Below are 17755 nucleotides of genomic sequence, written 5' to 3'. Positions count from 1 at the left end.
AAGGTCTGAAAAACAAAGGGAAAATATGCTTAAAAAGAGTTCGAGAGTTTTTTTAAACAATATACTTGACTTTCTGTCTATTATATGATAGACTATCAAAAGATGGGTGCGCACAGGGCGCACCCACAGGTACACACTCCTTTCAATCAAGGAGACACACGATGGCGTACCAAACCCGCAACTCCTCCGACAGTCGGTTCCGTAAGGGTCACAGAACGGATCGGTCACGGACAGAACCGTGGCTGACACCTCGAAGACAGCAGACCGTTCGGCCCACCGCCACGAAGTGCGGTGAGCAGAAGAGGGTGGGCAAGTAGCCCATACACACCCCGACGTGAAAACGTCGGGGTGGATTTTTTTGTCTCAAATTAGCCCCGCGCCGGCGTACGCCGGCGCGGGGCTTTCAACTTCCAAATTTAGATTGAATTTGATAATCTTTCTAGATATGAAAATAATAGTCAACTCTTCAGAAGAAATTAAATTAAAAACGGAATTAGAAAAACGAGAGGACCCTGAAGCTAAGAGAATGATTCGATTTCTAGAAATGCCGGATCTTTCAAGAACCTCGGGAAACCCACTTGCCGAACTTGCTCAAAAAATAAAGGCGATGTCAGATTTTGAAGATTTTGACGAAGTTGAAGCGCCAGAAATCGTCTCAACTGAAATCAGTTTTGATTTATTTGATTTTCCCGCCAACCACCCAGTACGTTCAAAGTCGGACACTTATTTTGCAAACGATGATTTCATCCTCCGCCCTCATACCACCGTTATGTGGTATTTTCACCTCAAACAGCAAGAGGTTAGGGAAAAAATTAATCGCGGAGAAAGTGTCGGGGCTCTTTCTCACGGCAAAGTTTACCGGAAAGACGAGATAGATAGGAATCACATGAACATTTTTCATCAGATGGACGGCTGGTTTCTCTGTCGGCGTGAGGAAAAAAACATCGGACGGGAAGATTTGGAGGATATTTTGAACAAAATTGTGAAAACAATTTTCGGTCCGGACATTGAATACCGCTTTAATCCCGACACTTTCCCTTATACTGATCCGAGCTTGGAGATAGAAGTTAAAATCGGTGACAGATGGATAGAGGTTTTGGGTGCTGGTGTTGTCAGCGGAAAAGTTTTGGAAAATTTGGGAGTTGATTCAAAAGTTTGGAGTGGTTGGGCTTTCGGCTTCGGCTTGGAAAGATTGGCAATTTTAAGCATGGATCTGCCGGATATTCGCCTGCTTTGGTCAGAAGACGAACGTGTAAAAAAACAATTAAAACTAGGGGCTAAGTTTCAGGAAGTTTCCAAGTTTCCGCCTGCCCCGCGCGACATTTCCTTCATCGTTCATAACAGTTTCGTACCTAACAACTATTTTGACCTGATCCGAGATATTGGCGGTGATTTGATTGAAGAAGTTGAATTGTTAGATAAATACGAAAATGCTGAAAAATTTGGTGTTGGAAAAACAAGCTACACTTACCGAATTATTTACCGCTCAATGGACAGAACCCTAACTTCCGACGAAGTTGAAAAACTCCACAAAAAAATAGAAGAAGAGACCAAGCGACAATTTAGCGCCGAGATCAGGTAATAAGTAAAATCACATCTCAAAATATTAAGGACATCGCAAGTCCTTAATATTCATTCTTTAATTTGTAAAAAATTTTATTATTTTTGAAAAACTCACTCCTTAAAACGTTAGCTAGGAATACAATTTCCCGCCTTTTTAATTTTCCATCCAGAATATAAAAGACCGATCGGACCAAAGAGAATAATAACTATTGCTGCCGTCGGCTCCAGACCGAGAAAAACAAGAGCTCCTATAAGTCCCAAAGTTGAAGTAATAATTGATCCTATAAATCTGTTAGGATTTCGTCCGCCGGAAATAACATAAATCATAGGCCAAGACAATAAAAGTGAGATCGCGCCGGCAACTAAAGAGACCTTAACCACATAAGGGAAAATAATAGCCAGAACAGTCAGTCCTGCGGTGAGCCCAACCATTGCCCACCGGACATCCTTAGCGTAGTTTTTACTTTTTGGTTTGGAAAGAGCGTAATGAGAAGAAATAGCATAGATATTAGTATCAGCCGAACTCATTATCCCGGCAAAAAATAAAACAATAGCGAGAGGAACTAGTTTGGGATTTAGAAACTGTTTTAAGGCCTCGGTAAATACCAGTCCAGAGTCCAAGCCCGGAACCTGATTAGCCATAAAAACGCCTATTAGAAAAAGAAAATAGGCGATTATACCAATCGGCAGAATCGCCAAACCAAGACCGTTTTTCAGACCCCTTTCGTCTTGGGCGGCGTAGGACAGTTGGTATCTGTCGGAATAAGAAAAAACACTTAACACTCCAAAAAGGAAGAAACCAAACGCAACACCCAGATCAAGCTCGCTCGCAGAAGAAAAATGCAATTCAGAAAAACTTGAGTTTTGAATGATGCCGAAAGTAATAACAGTCATCAAAATAAAAATAACGGCTGATTGAATTACATCGGTTAAAATAACCGCCCTGAATCCAGCTAAAAGCAAATATCCCAAAACTACTACACTTGTAACCGCGACAGCCAGATTATAAGAAAGAAGTTCAAAATCAGCGATTATCTTGCCACTACCAATAACCCCAACTAACAACCAACCAAAAAGAATGCCACTTGAAAAAATGTCAGCTAAAATTCTGGCTTTATCGTTCTGAAGTTTGCTATAAACAAAATGACCGATGGTGTAAAATTTGCCTTCCTTTGAGCCACGAGCAATTCTCGGTGCCGCCCAATATGCAAAAAATAAAAAGCCGGCAAACATTCCGATAAACATTCCAAAAATACCAACGCCGTATTCGTAAGCAAAACCAGTATAGGTTATAAAATATCCGGCACCAATAGATGAGGCAAATTTTGAGAGAAGAATTTGCCAACTTTTTCTGTTCCTGCCGGCAATCAAAAAATCTTCGGACTGCTGTCTTCTGGAGACCAGCCAAGAAATCAGAAAGAGAGATGCTACATAAATTATCAGAAGAAAGATTAAATTGCCCTGTATCATCTTATTATCCAGATTTTGTAGAAATTTACTTTGAAGCCGCCTCTCGGACTTGAACCGAGGACCTTCACTTTACAAAAGTGTTGCTCTACCAACTGAGCTAAGGCGGCAGTATTTATCACCTTTCAATAAAAACAAAGAGGTTATTCTGGCTCCCTTTTGTTTGTCCTCTCTTCTTTCACTTTAGCAATTTCTTTTAAAAAATGCGAGGTGTGGGGTCGGTCTTTTTTAATCTTTAATCTACCTCGAATATAACTTCTAAGACGATCATAGTGGCCAGATGCTTTGGAGACTGCTTTTTCAAGTAATAAAAAGCAAGCGGATGGAAATTGAGAAAAAATAAAAATTCTGACTCCTTTATTTATTTCGTGACCTTTTCTAATCAAGAAAATAAAAAAACTTCTAACCCTTTCGTCCTGAGAGGAGAGTGTTCGACTAAGCCAAGATACCCTACCCTTTTTAATTTCCCATAACTTAAAGGTGACAAAACACAGCAAGAGAACAATTGATATTGTGAGAAGCCAAAACATTTTGTGTTTTCTTCAAAACTAAAAACAGTGCACTAAAGACCGATTTTATATCGAAAACCGACTAAATCTTGAAATTCTGATTTTTTCGCCAAATTTCTGAACTGCTGATTCTATAAGTCCAACAATCTTGATATCAGGATTTTTAATAAATGGTTGTTCCAGTAAAATTTGCTCAGCAAAAAACGCGTCCAGCTTGCCAGACAATATTTTTTCTTTTAATTCATCCGGCTTATCTGCAACCTCTTTAGAAAAAACTTCAGCGGCCTCTTTTTTGGCCTCTTGGCTTATGTCTTCTTTAGACAAATATTTCGGATTGGTGGCCGCAACCTGCATTGCCAAGTCATAAGCAAGATTCTTGAACTCTTCGTTCTTCGAAACAAAATCGGTCTCACAGGTAAGCTCAAGCATGGCTCCAACCGAACCGTTTGAGTGGATATATGCCTGAATCACACCAGCGTTCAATTCTCTGTCAGATTTTTTTTCGGCAACCGCCTTGCTTTGTTTTTGCAAAATGATTTGGGCCTTACCCATGTCGCCACCCGCTTCCTCGAGAGCTTTTCGACATTGCATTATAGAAATACCCGTCTTGTCTCTTAATTCTTTTACTTGGTCGGTGGAAATCATTTTATAAAAACATTTTGTTTAACTTAATTCTCTATTCTGACTTTTGTTGTTTCCTTCCAATTTTTATCGCTTCGACAATCTGCTCAACAAAATACTTTATGCTGGCCATTGAAGCATCGTTTGCCGGAATAGAAAACTCAACCTGCTTTAGATCACAATCCGAGCCAGCCAAAGCGACAACCGGAATTTTCTTTCTTTTTGCTTCGGCAACAGCGGTTTTTTCTCTTCTTGGGTCAATAACAAATATAGCGGCTGGCAATTTCTTCATAGAGACCAATCCTGAAAACATCTTGTCCAAAGTTTCAATTTCCCTGTCCAAAAGCAATCTCTCTTTTTTTGTATATTTTGATAATTCTCCTTTCTCTCTCTGTCCCAGAAGATCCTGCAACCTATCTACTCTTTTTTTGATCTCTGGAAAATTAGTTATCGTCCCACCAATCCATCGGTTTGTCACATAAGGCATTTCCGCTAAATCCGCACCAGTCTTTATGGCATTTTTTGCTTCGCTTTTTGCTCCCACAAAAAGAATTTGGCCACCATTAGCAACAATGTTTTTAACAAAATCCTTGGCTGATTCAAGAAGTGGCAAGGTTTTCTCCAAGTCAAAAATTTCGATGTTATTTTTAGAACCGAGAATAAATTCTTTTGCCGAAGGATGTCTTCTCGATTTTGAGTAACCATAATGAGCTCCTGCCGTAAGCAGGTCTTTAAGATCAGTGTCTTTTGAAATCATTCCGGTTGACATAAATTTAAAACGTATAAATCACAACACAATACGAGTAGAGATACTAACAAATATACTAAACTTGTGCAAATTCCAGGATTAAACCTTGGATTCTTGATTAGAACTGCTTAAATCTTCAATAATATCTTCAAGTTCTCCGGCAAGAATGTTTTCTATTTGCGACCAACTCTTCTTTATCCGATGATCGGTTATTCTATCTTGTAAAAAATTGTACGTTCTGATTTTTTCCGAACGATCGGCGGTACCTATCTGGCTCTTTCTTTGTTCGGAATATTTTTTTGCTTCTTGTTCTTCGTGTAATGCTTCGAGTTTGGCGGTTAATATGCTAAGAGCTTTTTCTTTGTTCTTAAGCTGGCTTCTCTCGGCCGTTGAGCGAACATCAATTCCGGTCGGTTTATGAATTATTCTCACTGCCGTCTCTACCTTGTTAACATTTTGGCCACCTGCTCCACCAGATCTGGAAGTTTCAAATTCCAAATCAGAAGGATTGATTTCAATCTTAGATATTTTTCTGATCGGTAATATCGCGACGGAAGCAGTTGAGGTGTGAACTCGACCTGACTTTTCTGTTGGAGGTACTCGCTGGATACGATGAACGCCAGTTTCAAATCTTAGTTTTTCAAATACACCACGGCCCTTGATTTCAAAAGAAGCTTCTTTGTATCCTCCAAGTGTACTCCTTGATTCATCTATATTTCTAAAAGACCAGTTTTGTCTAACTGAATATTCTTCATACATTTCAGCCAGACGCTTGGCAAAAAGCGCCGCTTCTTCTCCGCCAGCACCAGCTCGAACTTCAAGTATAATTTCATTAGGAAACTTCTCTTCGGACTCTTCCTCTTTGAGCAAATTTGTCATTTGTTGAAGAATTTCAAGTCTTTGATTTTCCAGACTACTTAATTCCTCCTCGGACAATTCCTTTAAACCAGGGTCTTTTTCAAGCATTTCTCTCACTTCACTACTCTCTTTTCCTAATTTTTCAAAAACCGAGAATAGGAAACTGGTTTTTGGATTATTTCGAAATTTTTCCAAGTCTTCCATGGTTTTATTTTACCAAGAGACAGCCCCGTTCCGCCAGAAAGGCGGAACGGGGCTGTCACAGAATAATTTAAGATTCTTTTTTAGATGACTCTCTTTTCTTTTTCTTGTCGGCCTTCTTTTCAGCTAAAGATTTTATCTTTTCGCTTTTAGCAGAAGCCCTCTTGGCTTTAAATTTCTCTACTCGACCGGCAGTATCAAGAACTTTGTCCTGCCCGGTGTAAAACGGATGGCAATTATCGCAAATTTCAATACTCATCTTCTCTTTCGTAGAGCCGACTTTTATTTCTTTTCCGCACACACACTCAAAAACCGCTTTGGGGAAATATGGTGGATGTATATCTTTTCTCATAATTTTTTATTAAACAGCATAAATATAGTGGAAAAAATAGATAAATGCAAGTCTCTGTATAATTTTCCAACTATGGGCCAAGACCAACGTGTCTAAAGGCAAAAAGCTCGAGGTATCCTAAAATTTAGAAACTAAGCGGGTCAATCATTTCTTCTTGAATTCTTCTGGCATGAGCCATAACCTGATCACCATAAAAAGCATTCTGTGGTTTATTCCAATTACCACCGGCATAATACCTTAGAGCCGCCGTCCTCTCTGCGGTAAATCCTCCATTACCTGCCCCAAGTTCACCTAAATAAATTGATGAGGCCATAAAAGCATCCTGTGGATCCCAGGGGCTAACAACTGACTTTCCTAAAGCTGTTGCTACTTTTGATTTATAAATTTCCCAGGTTGTTGGAATAAATTGCGACGGGCCCATTGCTCCTCCCCAGCCATTGCCCCACGGGCAAGACAAAGGCATTGAATCCGGATCAAGGCCAAGCTCGCTAGTAATTCTTAAATAGGCCGCTTGATCATTTCTTTTAGACCATCCCTTTGCAATGTCATCAGGTCCCGGCATTATCTCTCTCCACTTCAAAGTGTCTTGTGGTCGATTGCAAGTTCCGATATTCGCCCCCATGTTTGACTCTTGAGTAATAACCGCAAGTAAAAAGGCGGGGCGGACTCCGGTTTTTTGTTGGGCTGCTTCGGCATAACGTAGGGCATCACCGAAAGGAATCGCTGCCGTATCGCGCAAAGCAAACAAAGCCGCTCTTATCTGCGCCGCTTTTCTTTGTCTTTCAGCAACAATTTGAGCATAAGTTCGCTCTTGTGTTCTGTTAATTTCCAGAAGGTGTTTTTGCTCTGCTTCGTTCTGTTCTATTCTTCTCCTCTCTGCTTCGTTGGAAGCCCTTATATCAACCTCTTTATTTCTTTGAACACCAAGTCGTTCCTTTTCAATTTCCAATTGATGTTTGGCGTCTCGAATCTCAACAAAAGACACCTGCAGAGCTTTATTGATTGATTCAAAATCATCCCAGTTAACCAAAAAGTCTGAAAGATTTTCATTACTTAGCACAATTTCTACCAATGAAAAAGATTGTGCTTCGTCTGTTCGACGAATAAGCTGGGACAAGGATTCTTTGCTCCGTTCAATTTTTGAGTCAAGCTCGTCTATCGTTTGAAGCCGGAAGTTTATCTCTCGGCCAAGTCTTTCTATTTCAATATTCCTAGCCCTAATTGTTGCTTGGGCTTCTTTTATTTTGGCATTTAAAATCGCGATGTCTCTCTCAAAAGAAGCCGATTGGTTTTGTTTTTGCTGTAATTCCTTTTGCCAGATTGCGATCTCTTTTTCTATATCAGACAGTTCAGATCGCAGTTCCGACTCCCTCCTTTCCAAGTTCTCACTTAATTGACCGAAGGTTGGTAAAGAAAAGACTGCTTGAGAAAAAACTAGTCCCACGACTAAAAAAATAGATAGATTTTTAGAAAATGATTTTAAATTAAACATTAAACAGCGGTTATGACCAATAGGTCGGAGAACTCTCTCTGGGTATTATTTCTCTTCTGCTGTTCCACCGCTTTCAGGAGAAGGTTCCTCTTCCTTCTTGCCTTTCTTTTCAACTTCAATCGAAGACAAATCAGGCGCGACAACTTCTTCCTCAATTTCTTCTTTAGCTTCCTCTGTAAGCGCTATGACTTCCTCTGGTCCTTCAAGAAGCTCAACGCCCTCCGGCAACTTTATGTCTTTGGCTAATATCTGACTTTCAAAATCTTTAAGTGTGGAAATATCAATTTTTATTTCATGCGGTAAATCCTTCGGCATAGCTCTGATTTTAAGTTCGTGCAAAACTTTAACTAAAATTCCACCAAGCTCTTTAACAGCAGGCGAAACGCCCTCAAACACAAGCGGAACGTCAACTTCTAGCTTATGACCTTTTTCAAAAACATAAAAATCTGCGTGTCTCGGTGTGTCAGTTACTGGGTCAAATTGAACATCTTTTATCAATGCCTGCTTCTGGCCACTTTCGGTCTCTAATATTACGACGGATGACTCACCAGCTTCTTTCAAAACCTTGCCGAAAGCAACAGAATCAACAGCAATAGCTGTGGCTGGCTCTTTCTTGCCATAAAAAACCGCCGGCATCCACCCTTCTTTACGAAGAGTTTGATTGCCTTTTTTATTACGAATTTTAGTTTCTAAAGTCAGCATAATTGCCATTGTCGCATAATTTTATTTGAAAATCAATAGAAAAGCCCCGCCGAAGCGGAGCTTGTGTACTTAACTGAAAACCACTTGAGAACACCGGGATACACTGTAGTGAAGAGTGGTATAGGGTAGGGAGCAATGACAGCAAAGATTTTTCAATCTCTGCTGTCGTATAGTCCAGACGACTTCAGATGACTAAACTCAACTTCACGACACCTAACCTCACTGTATCTAACCAGTCTGGTAATGACAAGATAAAACATCTCTGTCTTATCTGTCCTGCATCTTAGTAAGTGCTACGTTATTGAGCCGAACTTTACTGGAAAATCGTCTAAACCCCCTTTCAGGAGTTTAGACCTTCAGAGAAGGTTACGACAGCATACCGTACAGAACATGAGGTAACTGAAATTATCCAGAACCTCTTTCGAGGATCTGGATCTATAGGGCACGAAAGGATACGGCAGTGCACCGCAGAAAAGAATGGTTTAGGTAACTATAAAGAACAAGCCAAAAACTTTTATAACATATTTTTTATAAAAAAGGAATAACAAACAAAAAAGCGTCCCGATTTTACTCGGAACGCTTGTGTAGTGAACCCGACTCTAGAAAACGCTAGAATAACTTGGCGCACCAAACTGTAGGCTACAGGACTCTATTCAGGTGTTCAAGAGTACTATTGACACACTCATCGAAGGTCTTGTCACGAACATATGACTCCTTCAGACTCTCCGGCAGAGATGCGAAAACAAATCGCCTAAACTGCTGGGAGATGAAGATAGTCACGCCGATATCGTTGACGCTTCGCAGGTTTCTGCCTCGAGCCTGAAGAGCCTGAAGCATCACCCTCCAGTTCCAGATCTGCCAGCGCTGACTACCAAATCTCTTCTCCTCAAAGATTGTGCCCGGGTCCTTTGGATTCGGATATCCGGGTCGGAGGACGAAGATGACCGGTGCCAGATTCTTTGGAAGATCAACACCTTCAGCGTAGTTTGAGGCAGTGCCAACGAGAACATCACCTTCTCCTCCCTTGAAGAGTTGGGCGGCATCCCTTGCGGTGACTCCGTTGCCGTAGCTTATAGCATAGACGTCTTCTTCTTCCGCGAGCATTAGGAATTTGTCTCGCTCTGCATTGGAAACTACCACGACCAGCGAACGAATTCCCTTTTGGGAAAATCGCTTGCAGGCCTTGGCGATCCGACGCAGAACCCTGGTTGGCTCCTGATTTGACCTGGCATTCATAGCCAGATTCGGAGTGTCCGAGGGCATAAAGATTCTGGTGTTGTTGGCTGGAAAGTGTCCGCCCAAGCTAACGAACGGATCTCTGATTCCGGTTTCGAAACCAAAGACATCCGGATCGCCAATGGTGGCGGAAAAAGAGACCGTCGTATCGCCCATCACTTTCTTGATGAGCGGGGCGACATAGTAGGCCTTGATGACCAGTTGGTACTGGACTTTCTGACCCTTTTGCTTTTCTTCGCGCCAGGTGGCGTAGGTGTAGTTGAGAGCATGTCGGTTGGAAGCCGGCATAGAGAACTCAAAAGATCGAATGTAGCGCTTCAAGTCTCGAATCAGCACCTCGAGCTTGCGAAGCGTTGTTCTGTCTGCCTTGGCGTTAAGCTTGCCTTCCTTGACCGCGCCACTCACCTTCTTTCCCAACTCCTTGGTGTCGATAAGTGATAGCGTCTCTATCAAGGTGTAGAGCTCCTCTGGTTCGAGGAGAGGCAGCTTCCCTCTGGATTTCCCCTTGATGATTCTAATCATCTTCTTGAGAAACAACTCCAGCGCTGTCGATTCTTCTCCTGCTCCAATGAGCTTGAGGATTCCTACCGCCTTCTCGATGTGGTGATCAGAGATTTCGTAGGACAGAGCGTTTCGAAAGACCTCGGCGATGCGATGTGCTTCATCGATCACCAAGATATTCGGCCGTTCCCACTCTCTGCTGAAAAGTTGTGTGAAGAGATAGAAAGACATCGTGCAAAGCACGATACCGCCCTGTTTGGCCTCGTACTTTTGCTGAAGGTAAGGGCACGGGAAGGCACCCTTTGTGTGAGTCTCTCCAGTTTCCTGGTCAACTCGATGCGGACAATCAAGAAGCATCGAGCACGGAATCTCATCCGCTTTGATGCTTTCAGGATCATCTGACAGAAGCCTGACTCCTTCAACTGTAATCTCTGTCTTCTTCTCCTCGTAGTAGAGACACGGATGCTCGTTTCGTCCCAATGCGACTTTCACATCACCTGGAAACTCTTCTCTGATTTGTCCGAGGATCGTCTTGTTGGGAACGATGAGGAAGAGAGTTTCCATTCCCACCTCTTGTCCAGCGCGTAGAATGGCAATCTCAATCGCAGTCTTTCCCGACCCTGTTGGTGCTTCGACAATGCTTGAGCCGTTTTCTGCCACGAATTTGAGTGCTTCTTCCTGCGCAACTCTCATTCTTGAGAATCGGCTTGGGAAGTTTCCCGCAAGGCGTTCCAAGTTCAGAGCGCCTCTTTTTCTCGTTTCTGTTGTCATTCTTGATCTCCAATATTCCAGATGTTTCAGATGGTGCAAGTTCACAATGAACTTCCAGTAACAAGAATACATATTTTTTGGATCTTGTCAAACAAAAACCCGCTTCACCATTTAAGACGAAGCGGGTTGTGTACAATACTGTAGCTTGCTGGAGTCTACTTAAGTGAACTACACACCACCTAAATCGTAAGTGTTAGAAGCACTTTTCAGTGATTCTAACCTGAACTAAACTATACTGGAGCCCACCTTACTGCAGGTTGCTACAGACCAAGGAAATGTCAGAATATCTTTTCAGATATTCTGACGTGTAGTGGACTATACGCGACGGGAGGTAACTTAACTCCACTGAAGAAAGCGACAGAATCTCCTTTCGAAGATTCTGCCCTGCACTATACCTTGCGTCAGGCAACACTACCTAAGAGTAGTCTGGGGAGCTGTAGTTAAAAACAGTAAAATCTCCTTTCGAAGACTCTTGTTGCACAATAGTTCATGGTATTGGACCCCAAAACACCGCACCGAAAGCAAAGAGGTGGCGGCTTTCTCTCGAAAATCGCCACCTGACCACCGTACCTAACTTTGCCGAACTGCACTGTAGTGGACGACACGATATATAATTGACAGAATCCCCTTTCGAAGATTCTGCCGTATACTTCACCCCACCGCAGACGACGGAACAGAACTACACGTCACTACAATTTTAACCTCCTCTAATTAGCAAAGTTACTTTTTAGCAACTTCACTCTATACTGAACTACTGAACTCTATTGCACTCGACCTAACCCTACCTTGCTAGACTCTACTTGACTGTAGTATAAACCGTTGGATGTTTAGAAAAGAAACCCCGCCACGGTGAAGCGACGGGGTTTGAGCACGCGAGCGTACTTAACTAGAGTATAGTCCAGGATGCTGGACTTGACTTCACACAGTCATGCAGCCGCGAGAACGTCCGTCTCTTCCGTCTCGTCCTCCTTCACAGCGCCGGCCGTCTCCTCCCAAGAAACGACAACGAACTTCCCGAAGGTACCCCTGCAGTTGGGGCGGAACGAACCAAGACCTTGGCCACTGCCGGCATTCACAAAGAGAGCCTTCAGCGTAGAACCATCGATCTTGTCGGCATCGTAGATCACTGTGACCTTGAATTCCCAGTTGTTGAAGCGGGGACGGATGAGGCAGACAGCGGTTCCGTTGATGGGCAGACGCCCTCGTCTCTTATCCACCTTCCAGTGCTGCCTCTCGTCTTCCGATCGCGGCTCCACGTTCTCGGGGATGCCGAGAAACGGAAAGAAAAAGTCGGGGATCTCGAGAAAGTCCGGAACGGTCGAGGAGGTTGCTGTGGAGATCTGGCTCTTGCCGTTCTTGACCTTCCGGCCCGCTGCGACCAAACAAGCGAAGAGCATCTCCGAGGGGATGCCGATGCGCTCTGTCATAGGGTCGCGGTAGATTTTCTCCTCCGCGACATCCGCAAACGGTCTGTCCTTGGGTTTGTTCTGCCGGACGCTGGTTGCGAGGCTGTCGAGGGTCTCCTCTGTCATCTGGTCCATGAGAATGGGCGAAATACCCCTGCAGAGGACCCGAACTGTACGAGGCTTCATGCTTTGCTCCTTTCAGCAAGCTAACGAAGAACTTCCACAGGAACACCCTGTGAATTCCGTTAATATACCTATCATATTTTAATAAATATGTCAATACTCGCGTAGGTAAATTCAACCCCAAAGTTCAACACCCGTTAACTCATAGAATACCCGATAAGGGCTTTTCCAGCCAAGCCGCCTCCGTCAACTGGCGGAGGCGGACTACGCCCTAAACCCTATTGGCTAGACCCTAGAGCCTAAAAACCTAGCGCCTAGACCACATTCGGCGGTTCTTGACCTTCAAAAAAGGTGATGATATTTTCGGCAGCCATTTCAGACATTTTGGAACGAGTTTCAAAAGTAGCCGAAGCGATGTGAGGAGTTAAAATAACATTCTGCAGTTTTTCTAGCCCCGGATAAACTTTTGGCTCTTCTTCAAAAACGTCCAGAGCGGCGCCGGCAATTACCCCGTCGCGAAGCGCTTCAAAAAGCGCTTTTTCATCCACCACCGGTCCGCGCGAGGTGTTTATGAGATAGGCGGTTTTTTTCATTTTCCGCAAGCGGTCGGCATTTATCAAATGCCGAGTTGAATCCAAAAGTGGCACGTGAAGCGAAACAAAGTCGGCAACAGCAAGTAATCCTTCCACTGACGGATAAAAGGTTGCTCCAAACTCTTTTTCAATTTCAGAATTCGGCTTGATGTCGTAATAAGCAATTTTCATACCAAAACCATTCTTGCCCTGAAAAGCGACTTGCGAGCCGATTCTACCTGCGCCTAAAATTCCCAAGGTCTTACCTTTAATATCCGCGCCGAGTAGAAGCTCCGGCGCCCAGCCGACATATTTTCCATCGCGAACAAATTGGTCGGCTTCAACAATTCGGTGAGCAATTGCCATAACTAAAGCAAAGGTGTGCTCGGCAACAGAGTCGGTTAAAACATCTGGCGTATTGGTTATAACAATCCCGCGCTTTTTTGCTTCTTCAATATCAATATTATTAAATCCGACAGCATAATTGGCAAAAATTTTGGCTGTCGGAACAGCATCAAAAACTTCCGCGTCAATTTTGTCGGTTAAAAGACACAAAACCGCCTCATACGGCTTTTGTTTCAGAGCGGAAATCAACTCCGATTTTTCCAACACTCTGTCATGCGGGCTGACATCAATTTCATAACCCTTATCTTTTAAAAGACTTATTCCTGCTTCGGGAATTTTTCTCGTCACATAAATTTTCATAAAAATAATTGTATCATTAACGCGAATTTCTTTGTGATATAATTTCCACATGTCTAAAATTGATTTTTTGGCGATTGGCGATATTGTGACAGACGCTTTTATTGAGCTTGAAGAGGCCTGGATAGAAACCGACAACCCTGAAAAGAGTAAGGAGCTTTGTATGCGTTTCGGTGAAAAATTACCTTTCCGAGATGTGGTCATTGTGCCGGCCGTGGGCAATAGTCCGAACGCCGCTGTAGCTGCCCACCGCTTAGGACTTAATTCGGCCCTCCTGACAAATATGGGGGACGATTCTTATGGCGAAGAGCAACTGGCTCAATTAAAAAAAGAAAAAGTAGCGACAGATTATGTGCAAGTTCATAAGGGGATGAAATCAAATTATCACTTTGTTCTACGCTACAAAGAAGAGCGAACAATTTTGGTCAAACACCAAGAATACGATTATAAATTACCGGAAATAAATCCGGCGCCAAAATGGATTTATTTGAGCTCATTAGCTTCCAATTCCCTTCCGCATCATCTCGAGATTGCCGACTGGTTGCGAAAAAATCCGGAAATCAAACTGGCTTTTCAGCCGGGCACTTTTCAGATTAAATTGGGCGCCGAAAAACTGAAGGACCTATACGAACTAACCGAGCTTTTCTTCTGCAACAAAGAGGAAGCGCAAAAAATCACAAATAAAAAAGGATCGGAAATTCCGGAACTCTTGAAAGCGATGCATGATTTGGGGCCGAAAATTGTCGTTATTACCGATGGTCCGGAAGGTGCCTACACTTATGATGGTAAAGAAATCTGGCATATGCCGATGTATCCGGACCCTAAACCTCCGGTTGATCGCACCGGCGCCGGCGACTCGTTTTCCTCCACTTTTACCTGCGCTTTAATTTTAGGTAAATCAATTCCCGAGGCCCTTGTCTGGGGACCGATAAACTCAATGTCTGTTGTTCAATACATCGGCGCCCAAGAAGGCCTTTTGAGCCAAGAAAAGTTGGAAGAATTTCTGGCCAAAGCGCCGGCAAATTATAAACCGGAACAGTTGGAATAAACTATATGGATAAAAAACTTCAAAAGATTTTGGAAAAAGCCGACGTAAAAATAAATGGTGGCCGACCTTGGGATATTCAAGTCAACGACAAAAAAGTTTTTAGAAAAGTTAAACTCGGCGGACTAACCGCTTTGGGCGAGGCTTACGTCGACGGCCTTTGGGATTGTCAACAAATCGACGAGTTGTTGGAACGTTTGATAAAAGCCGACTTTTCTTTGGCTTTTAAAAATCATTGGGCGACTTGGGGAATTTTTTTAAAAGAAAAAATTTTTAATCTGCAGAAAAAATCAAATGTATTTAAACAGATTCGGCACCACTATGACATCGGAAATGATTTGTTTGAATTGATGTTGGATAAAAGAATGACTTATACCTGCGGTTATTGGAAGAACGCCCAAAATTTGGACGAAGCTCAAGAAGCAAAATTGGATTTGGTCTGTCAAAAAATTGGCTTAAAGCCCGGAATGAGCGTTTTGGATATTGGCTGTGGTTGGGGCAGTTTTGTTAAGTTTGCGGCGGAAAAATACGGCGCCAAGTGCATCGGTATCACCCTTTCAAAAAATCAAGCGGAATATGCCAAGAAATCGTGCCGGGGTTTACCGGTAGATATTAGAATCCAAGACTACAGAAAAGTAGATGAAAAATTTGACCGGATAATATCTCTGGGAATGTTTGAACATGTCGGGCATAAAAATTATTTGGAATATATGCAATCAGCTCACAAAAATCTAAAAGATGGAGGAATGTTTCTGCTTCACTGCTTCGGTGGAATATATAAAACTCCAAACAAAAGACAGTCAGAAACTAGATGGGTTGAAAAATATATTTTCCCCGGTATGGCTTTACCTTCCTTGGGACAAATTTTTACCGCTACTGATAATCTATTTATCACCCATGACCTCCAAAATTTCGGCAAATATTACGACCCGACTTTGATGGCTTGGTTTGAAAATTTTGACAAAAATTGGCCGGAAATAAAAGAAAAATATGGTGAAAAGTTTTATCGCCTTTGGAAATACTATTTATTAATTTGTGCCGGAGGATTTAGGTCCGGAAAATATCAGCTCTGGCAAATTGTCTTCAGTAAAAAGCCGATAGAAAAAGTTTACGAAACCGTTAGATAATCTATTTTCTGTTTGTCACACGTTTTACAGCTTCTTTTATATGAGAGACCCCCATGCCGTAATGTTCAATAAGCTCTTCCGGCTCTCCGGATTGGCCAAATTTATCATCAACACCCACGAATTCAATTGGCACCGGACAATTTTTGGCCAAACACTCTGCTACAGCAGAACCCATTCCTCCTCTTATTTGGTGCTCTTCAACTGTAACAATCGCTCCGCATTCTTTTGCCAGAGAAATGATAGATTCTTCATCAAGCGGTTTAATAATTGAAAGGTTTAGCACCTTCACCGGAATTTCTTCTTCCAATTCCTTAGCGACAACTAAAGCTTTGTGAGTTAAAGCGCCAGTTGAAATAATTCCCACCTCTGGATTTTTTCCGTTAGATGACGAATCCCAAAATATTTGCCCTTTACCGATTTCAAAAGGAGTTTCGAGGGTGGTAATTATTGGAGTTTTTTCACGAGCTAGTCGAATATAAGTTGGTGAATCGGTTTTTGCGACTGCCATAGTCGCTTTTTCTGCTTCAATTGAATCACAAGGAGAAATTACAACCATTCTAGGAATTACTCTCATAATTGCCATATCTTCAACGGCTTGATGAGTTCCGCCATCGGGACCGACAGAAATTCCAGCATGGCTTCCGGCAATTTTTACAGGTCGGTCGTTATAGCAAATTGTCGTTCTGATTTGTTCCCAATTCCTGCCCGGAGAAAACATAGCGTAAGAAGTGATAAAAGGAATTTTTCCCATAGCCGCCATACCGGATGCAACCGTTGCCAAATTCTGCTCGGCAACACCGATCTGAACATAGCGCTCCGGAAACTTATCCCGAAAAAGATGCATTTGGGTTGACTCGGTCAAATCTGCGCAAAGCCCCACAACTCTTTCATCATTCTCCCCTGCTTTAAGTAGCCCCTTTCCAAATCCTTTTCTGATCGGTTCCTGCTCGACGTCCTTTTCAAAAATATGCGGATTTAATTTTGCGGTTTTGTTTAACATAAATTATTTTAATGATTCTCCTCCATCAATTGTAAATACTCCTCCCGTAATATATCCCGAACTCTCGCTTGCTACAAAAAGAATTAGCCTTGCGACCTCTTCAGGGGTTCCAACTCTTTTCATTGGGTTTAGTTTTATATAGCTATCGTACTCTTCTTTTTCAGGAAAAGCACTCCTCAGCATTGGAGTATCAATTGGTCCGGGACAAATAGAATTTACTCTAATTTCTTTTTCTGAAAGCTGCAAAGCTGTCGCTTTTGAAAACATAATGACCGCCGATTTTGACGCGCAATAAATCGCCGACTCTTTTTCCGGCACCAACCCTAAAGCTGAAGAAATGTTCACGATGTTCCCCTTCGTTTTTGCAAGTTCGGGAATTGCAAATTTTGTCATCAAAAAAATACCTTTAAAATTTACGTCCATGGTCAAATCAAAATCAGTAGTTGGCATCTGAACAATATCTCCTTGAGAAAAAGAATAAACACCGGCGGAATTTACCAGGATATCCAACTTTCCAAATTTTTCTATCGCCTTAGAAATTAGATTTTTTACTTGATGTTCTTCACGAACATCAGTTTGCACAAAAAGACATTCAGACGAGATAGATTGTGCAATATCATCACCACCTTCTTCTCTATTACTTGCAATAACCACACGAGCCCCTTCCTCTGAAAAAAGCTTTGCAGTGGCAAGCCCTATACCAGATGTTCCTCCCGTTATTATTACAACTTTGTCTTTTAGATTACTACCCATAAAAAA

The 17755-nt window shown here is 42.4% G+C and carries 16 protein-coding genes and 1 tRNA gene; 3 read left to right on the top strand and 14 right to left on the bottom strand.

Annotation, left to right across the window (positions count from 1 at the left end):
* The first annotated feature begins 445 nt into the window (after positions 1 to 445).
* Positions 446 to 1582 carry a hypothetical protein gene (locus QY304_00225; GenBank protein WKZ26518.1) on the top strand — a complete coding sequence of 379 codons (1137 nt, stop codon included), beginning with the start codon at positions 446 to 448 and terminating at the stop codon, positions 1580 to 1582.
* A 107-nt stretch (positions 1583 to 1689) separates the two neighbouring features.
* Here QY304_00225 and QY304_00220 read toward each other — a convergent pair whose 3' ends face one another.
* From QY304_00220 to QY304_00165, 12 genes are all read right to left on the bottom strand, one after another.
* On the bottom strand, positions 1690 to 3033 hold the full coding sequence (locus QY304_00220) for a hypothetical protein (GenBank protein ID WKZ26517.1): 1344 nt from the start codon (positions 3031 to 3033) through the stop codon (positions 1690 to 1692).
* A gap of 34 nt (positions 3034 to 3067) precedes the next feature.
* Positions 3068 to 3140: transfer RNA gene (locus tag QY304_00215), tRNA-Thr, on the bottom strand.
* A gap of 33 nt (positions 3141 to 3173) precedes the next feature.
* Positions 3174 to 3560, bottom strand: coding sequence for a hypothetical protein (locus tag QY304_00210; protein WKZ26516.1), 387 nt, complete (start codon positions 3558 to 3560; stop codon positions 3174 to 3176).
* A 45-nt stretch (positions 3561 to 3605) separates the two neighbouring features.
* A complete protein-coding gene (gene tsf / locus QY304_00205) occupies positions 3606 to 4184 on the bottom strand; it encodes an elongation factor Ts (GenBank protein ID WKZ26515.1) in 579 nt (192 codons plus the stop codon).
* 31 nt (positions 4185 to 4215) lie between these two features.
* A complete protein-coding gene (gene rpsB / locus QY304_00200; protein WKZ26514.1) occupies positions 4216 to 4929 on the bottom strand; it encodes a 30S ribosomal protein S2 in 714 nt (237 codons plus the stop codon).
* Between the two features lie 78 nt (positions 4930 to 5007).
* A complete protein-coding gene (locus QY304_00195; protein ID WKZ26513.1) occupies positions 5008 to 5970 on the bottom strand; it encodes a PCRF domain-containing protein in 963 nt (320 codons plus the stop codon).
* Positions 5971 to 6037: 67 nt separating this feature from the next.
* Positions 6038 to 6319 carry a 50S ribosomal protein L31 gene (gene rpmE, locus QY304_00190; protein WKZ26512.1) on the bottom strand — a complete coding sequence of 94 codons (282 nt, stop codon included), beginning with the start codon at positions 6317 to 6319 and terminating at the stop codon, positions 6038 to 6040.
* 124 nt (positions 6320 to 6443) lie between these two features.
* Positions 6444 to 7811 (bottom strand): lytic murein transglycosylase, encoded by a 1368-nt coding sequence (locus tag QY304_00185; GenBank protein ID WKZ26511.1) that lies wholly within the window; start codon positions 7809 to 7811, stop codon positions 6444 to 6446.
* Positions 7812 to 7856: 45 nt separating this feature from the next.
* Positions 7857 to 8522 carry a 50S ribosomal protein L25 gene (locus tag QY304_00180; protein ID WKZ26510.1) on the bottom strand — a complete coding sequence of 222 codons (666 nt, stop codon included), beginning with the start codon at positions 8520 to 8522 and terminating at the stop codon, positions 7857 to 7859.
* A 630-nt stretch (positions 8523 to 9152) separates the two neighbouring features.
* Positions 9153 to 11021, bottom strand: a complete 1869-nt coding sequence (locus tag QY304_00175; GenBank protein WKZ26509.1) for a helicase C-terminal domain-containing protein — start codon at positions 11019 to 11021, stop codon at positions 9153 to 9155.
* 926 nt (positions 11022 to 11947) lie between these two features.
* Positions 11948 to 12562, bottom strand: a complete 615-nt coding sequence (locus QY304_00170) for a hypothetical protein (GenBank protein WKZ26508.1) — start codon at positions 12560 to 12562, stop codon at positions 11948 to 11950.
* A gap of 302 nt (positions 12563 to 12864) precedes the next feature.
* Complete coding sequence (locus QY304_00165; GenBank protein WKZ26507.1) at positions 12865 to 13878, bottom strand: D-glycerate dehydrogenase; 1014 nt, start codon at positions 13876 to 13878, stop codon at positions 12865 to 12867.
* Here QY304_00165 and QY304_00160 point away from each other — a divergent pair.
* Both QY304_00160 and cfa read left to right on the top strand, forming a co-directional pair.
* On the top strand, positions 13877 to 14872 hold the full coding sequence (locus tag QY304_00160; protein WKZ26506.1) for a carbohydrate kinase family protein: 996 nt from the start codon (positions 13877 to 13879) through the stop codon (positions 14870 to 14872). The genes QY304_00165 and QY304_00160 overlap by 2 nt on opposite strands.
* A 5-nt stretch (positions 14873 to 14877) precedes the next feature.
* Entirely contained in the window at positions 14878 to 15996 is a 1119-nt protein-coding gene (gene cfa / locus QY304_00155; protein ID WKZ26505.1) for a cyclopropane fatty acyl phospholipid synthase, read from the top strand.
* A gap of 1 nt (position 15997) precedes the next feature.
* Here cfa and QY304_00150 read toward each other — a convergent pair whose 3' ends face one another.
* Both QY304_00150 and QY304_00145 read right to left on the bottom strand, forming a co-directional pair.
* Positions 15998 to 16996 (bottom strand): transketolase C-terminal domain-containing protein, encoded by a 999-nt coding sequence (locus QY304_00150; GenBank protein WKZ26504.1) that lies wholly within the window; start codon positions 16994 to 16996, stop codon positions 15998 to 16000.
* 3 nt (positions 16997 to 16999) lie between these two features.
* Positions 17000 to 17749: an SDR family oxidoreductase gene (locus tag QY304_00145; GenBank protein WKZ26503.1), complete on the bottom strand. Its 750-nt coding sequence runs from the start codon at positions 17747 to 17749 to the stop codon at positions 17000 to 17002.
* Between the last annotated feature and the right edge of the window lie 6 nt (positions 17750 to 17755).

It is taken from the genome of Candidatus Paceibacterota bacterium (assembly GCA_030583745.1).
GTDB lineage: Bacteria > Patescibacteriota > Minisyncoccia > Phycocordibacterales > BOKC01 > BOKC01.
Note: the sequence above shows the minus strand (reverse complement) of the source record. Positions and strands in the feature narration are given on the sequence as shown.

Excerpts from the sequence above, each read along its gene's own strand:
- QY304_00225 (WKZ26518.1), top strand. The coding sequence starts at position 446 with ATGAAAATAATAGTCAACTCTTCAGAAGAAATTAAATTAAAAACGGAA.
- QY304_00220 (WKZ26517.1), bottom strand. The coding sequence starts at position 3,033 with ATGATACAGGGCAATTTAATCTTTCTTCTGATAATTTATGTAGCATCT.
- QY304_00210 (WKZ26516.1), bottom strand. The coding sequence starts at position 3,560 with ATGTTTTGGCTTCTCACAATATCAATTGTTCTCTTGCTGTGTTTTGTC.
- tsf (WKZ26515.1), bottom strand. The coding sequence starts at position 4,184 with ATGATTTCCACCGACCAAGTAAAAGAATTAAGAGACAAGACGGGTATT.
- rpsB (WKZ26514.1), bottom strand. The coding sequence starts at position 4,929 with ATGTCAACCGGAATGATTTCAAAAGACACTGATCTTAAAGACCTGCTT.
- QY304_00195 (WKZ26513.1), bottom strand. The coding sequence starts at position 5,970 with ATGGAAGACTTGGAAAAATTTCGAAATAATCCAAAAACCAGTTTCCTA.
- rpmE (WKZ26512.1), bottom strand. The coding sequence starts at position 6,319 with ATGAGAAAAGATATACATCCACCATATTTCCCCAAAGCGGTTTTTGAG.
- QY304_00185 (WKZ26511.1), bottom strand. The coding sequence starts at position 7,811 with ATGTTTAATTTAAAATCATTTTCTAAAAATCTATCTATTTTTTTAGTC.
- QY304_00180 (WKZ26510.1), bottom strand. The coding sequence starts at position 8,522 with ATGGCAATTATGCTGACTTTAGAAACTAAAATTCGTAATAAAAAAGGC.
- QY304_00175 (WKZ26509.1), bottom strand. The coding sequence starts at position 11,021 with ATGACAACAGAAACGAGAAAAAGAGGCGCTCTGAACTTGGAACGCCTT.
- QY304_00170 (WKZ26508.1), bottom strand. The coding sequence starts at position 12,562 with ATGGACCAGATGACAGAGGAGACCCTCGACAGCCTCGCAACCAGCGTC.
- QY304_00160 (WKZ26506.1), top strand. The coding sequence starts at position 13,877 with ATGTCTAAAATTGATTTTTTGGCGATTGGCGATATTGTGACAGACGCT.
- QY304_00165 (WKZ26507.1), bottom strand. The coding sequence starts at position 13,878 with ATGTGGAAATTATATCACAAAGAAATTCGCGTTAATGATACAATTATT.
- cfa (WKZ26505.1), top strand. The coding sequence starts at position 14,878 with ATGGATAAAAAACTTCAAAAGATTTTGGAAAAAGCCGACGTAAAAATA.
- QY304_00150 (WKZ26504.1), bottom strand. The coding sequence starts at position 16,996 with ATGTTAAACAAAACCGCAAAATTAAATCCGCATATTTTTGAAAAGGAC.
- QY304_00145 (WKZ26503.1), bottom strand. The coding sequence starts at position 17,749 with ATGGGTAGTAATCTAAAAGACAAAGTTGTAATAATAACGGGAGGAACA.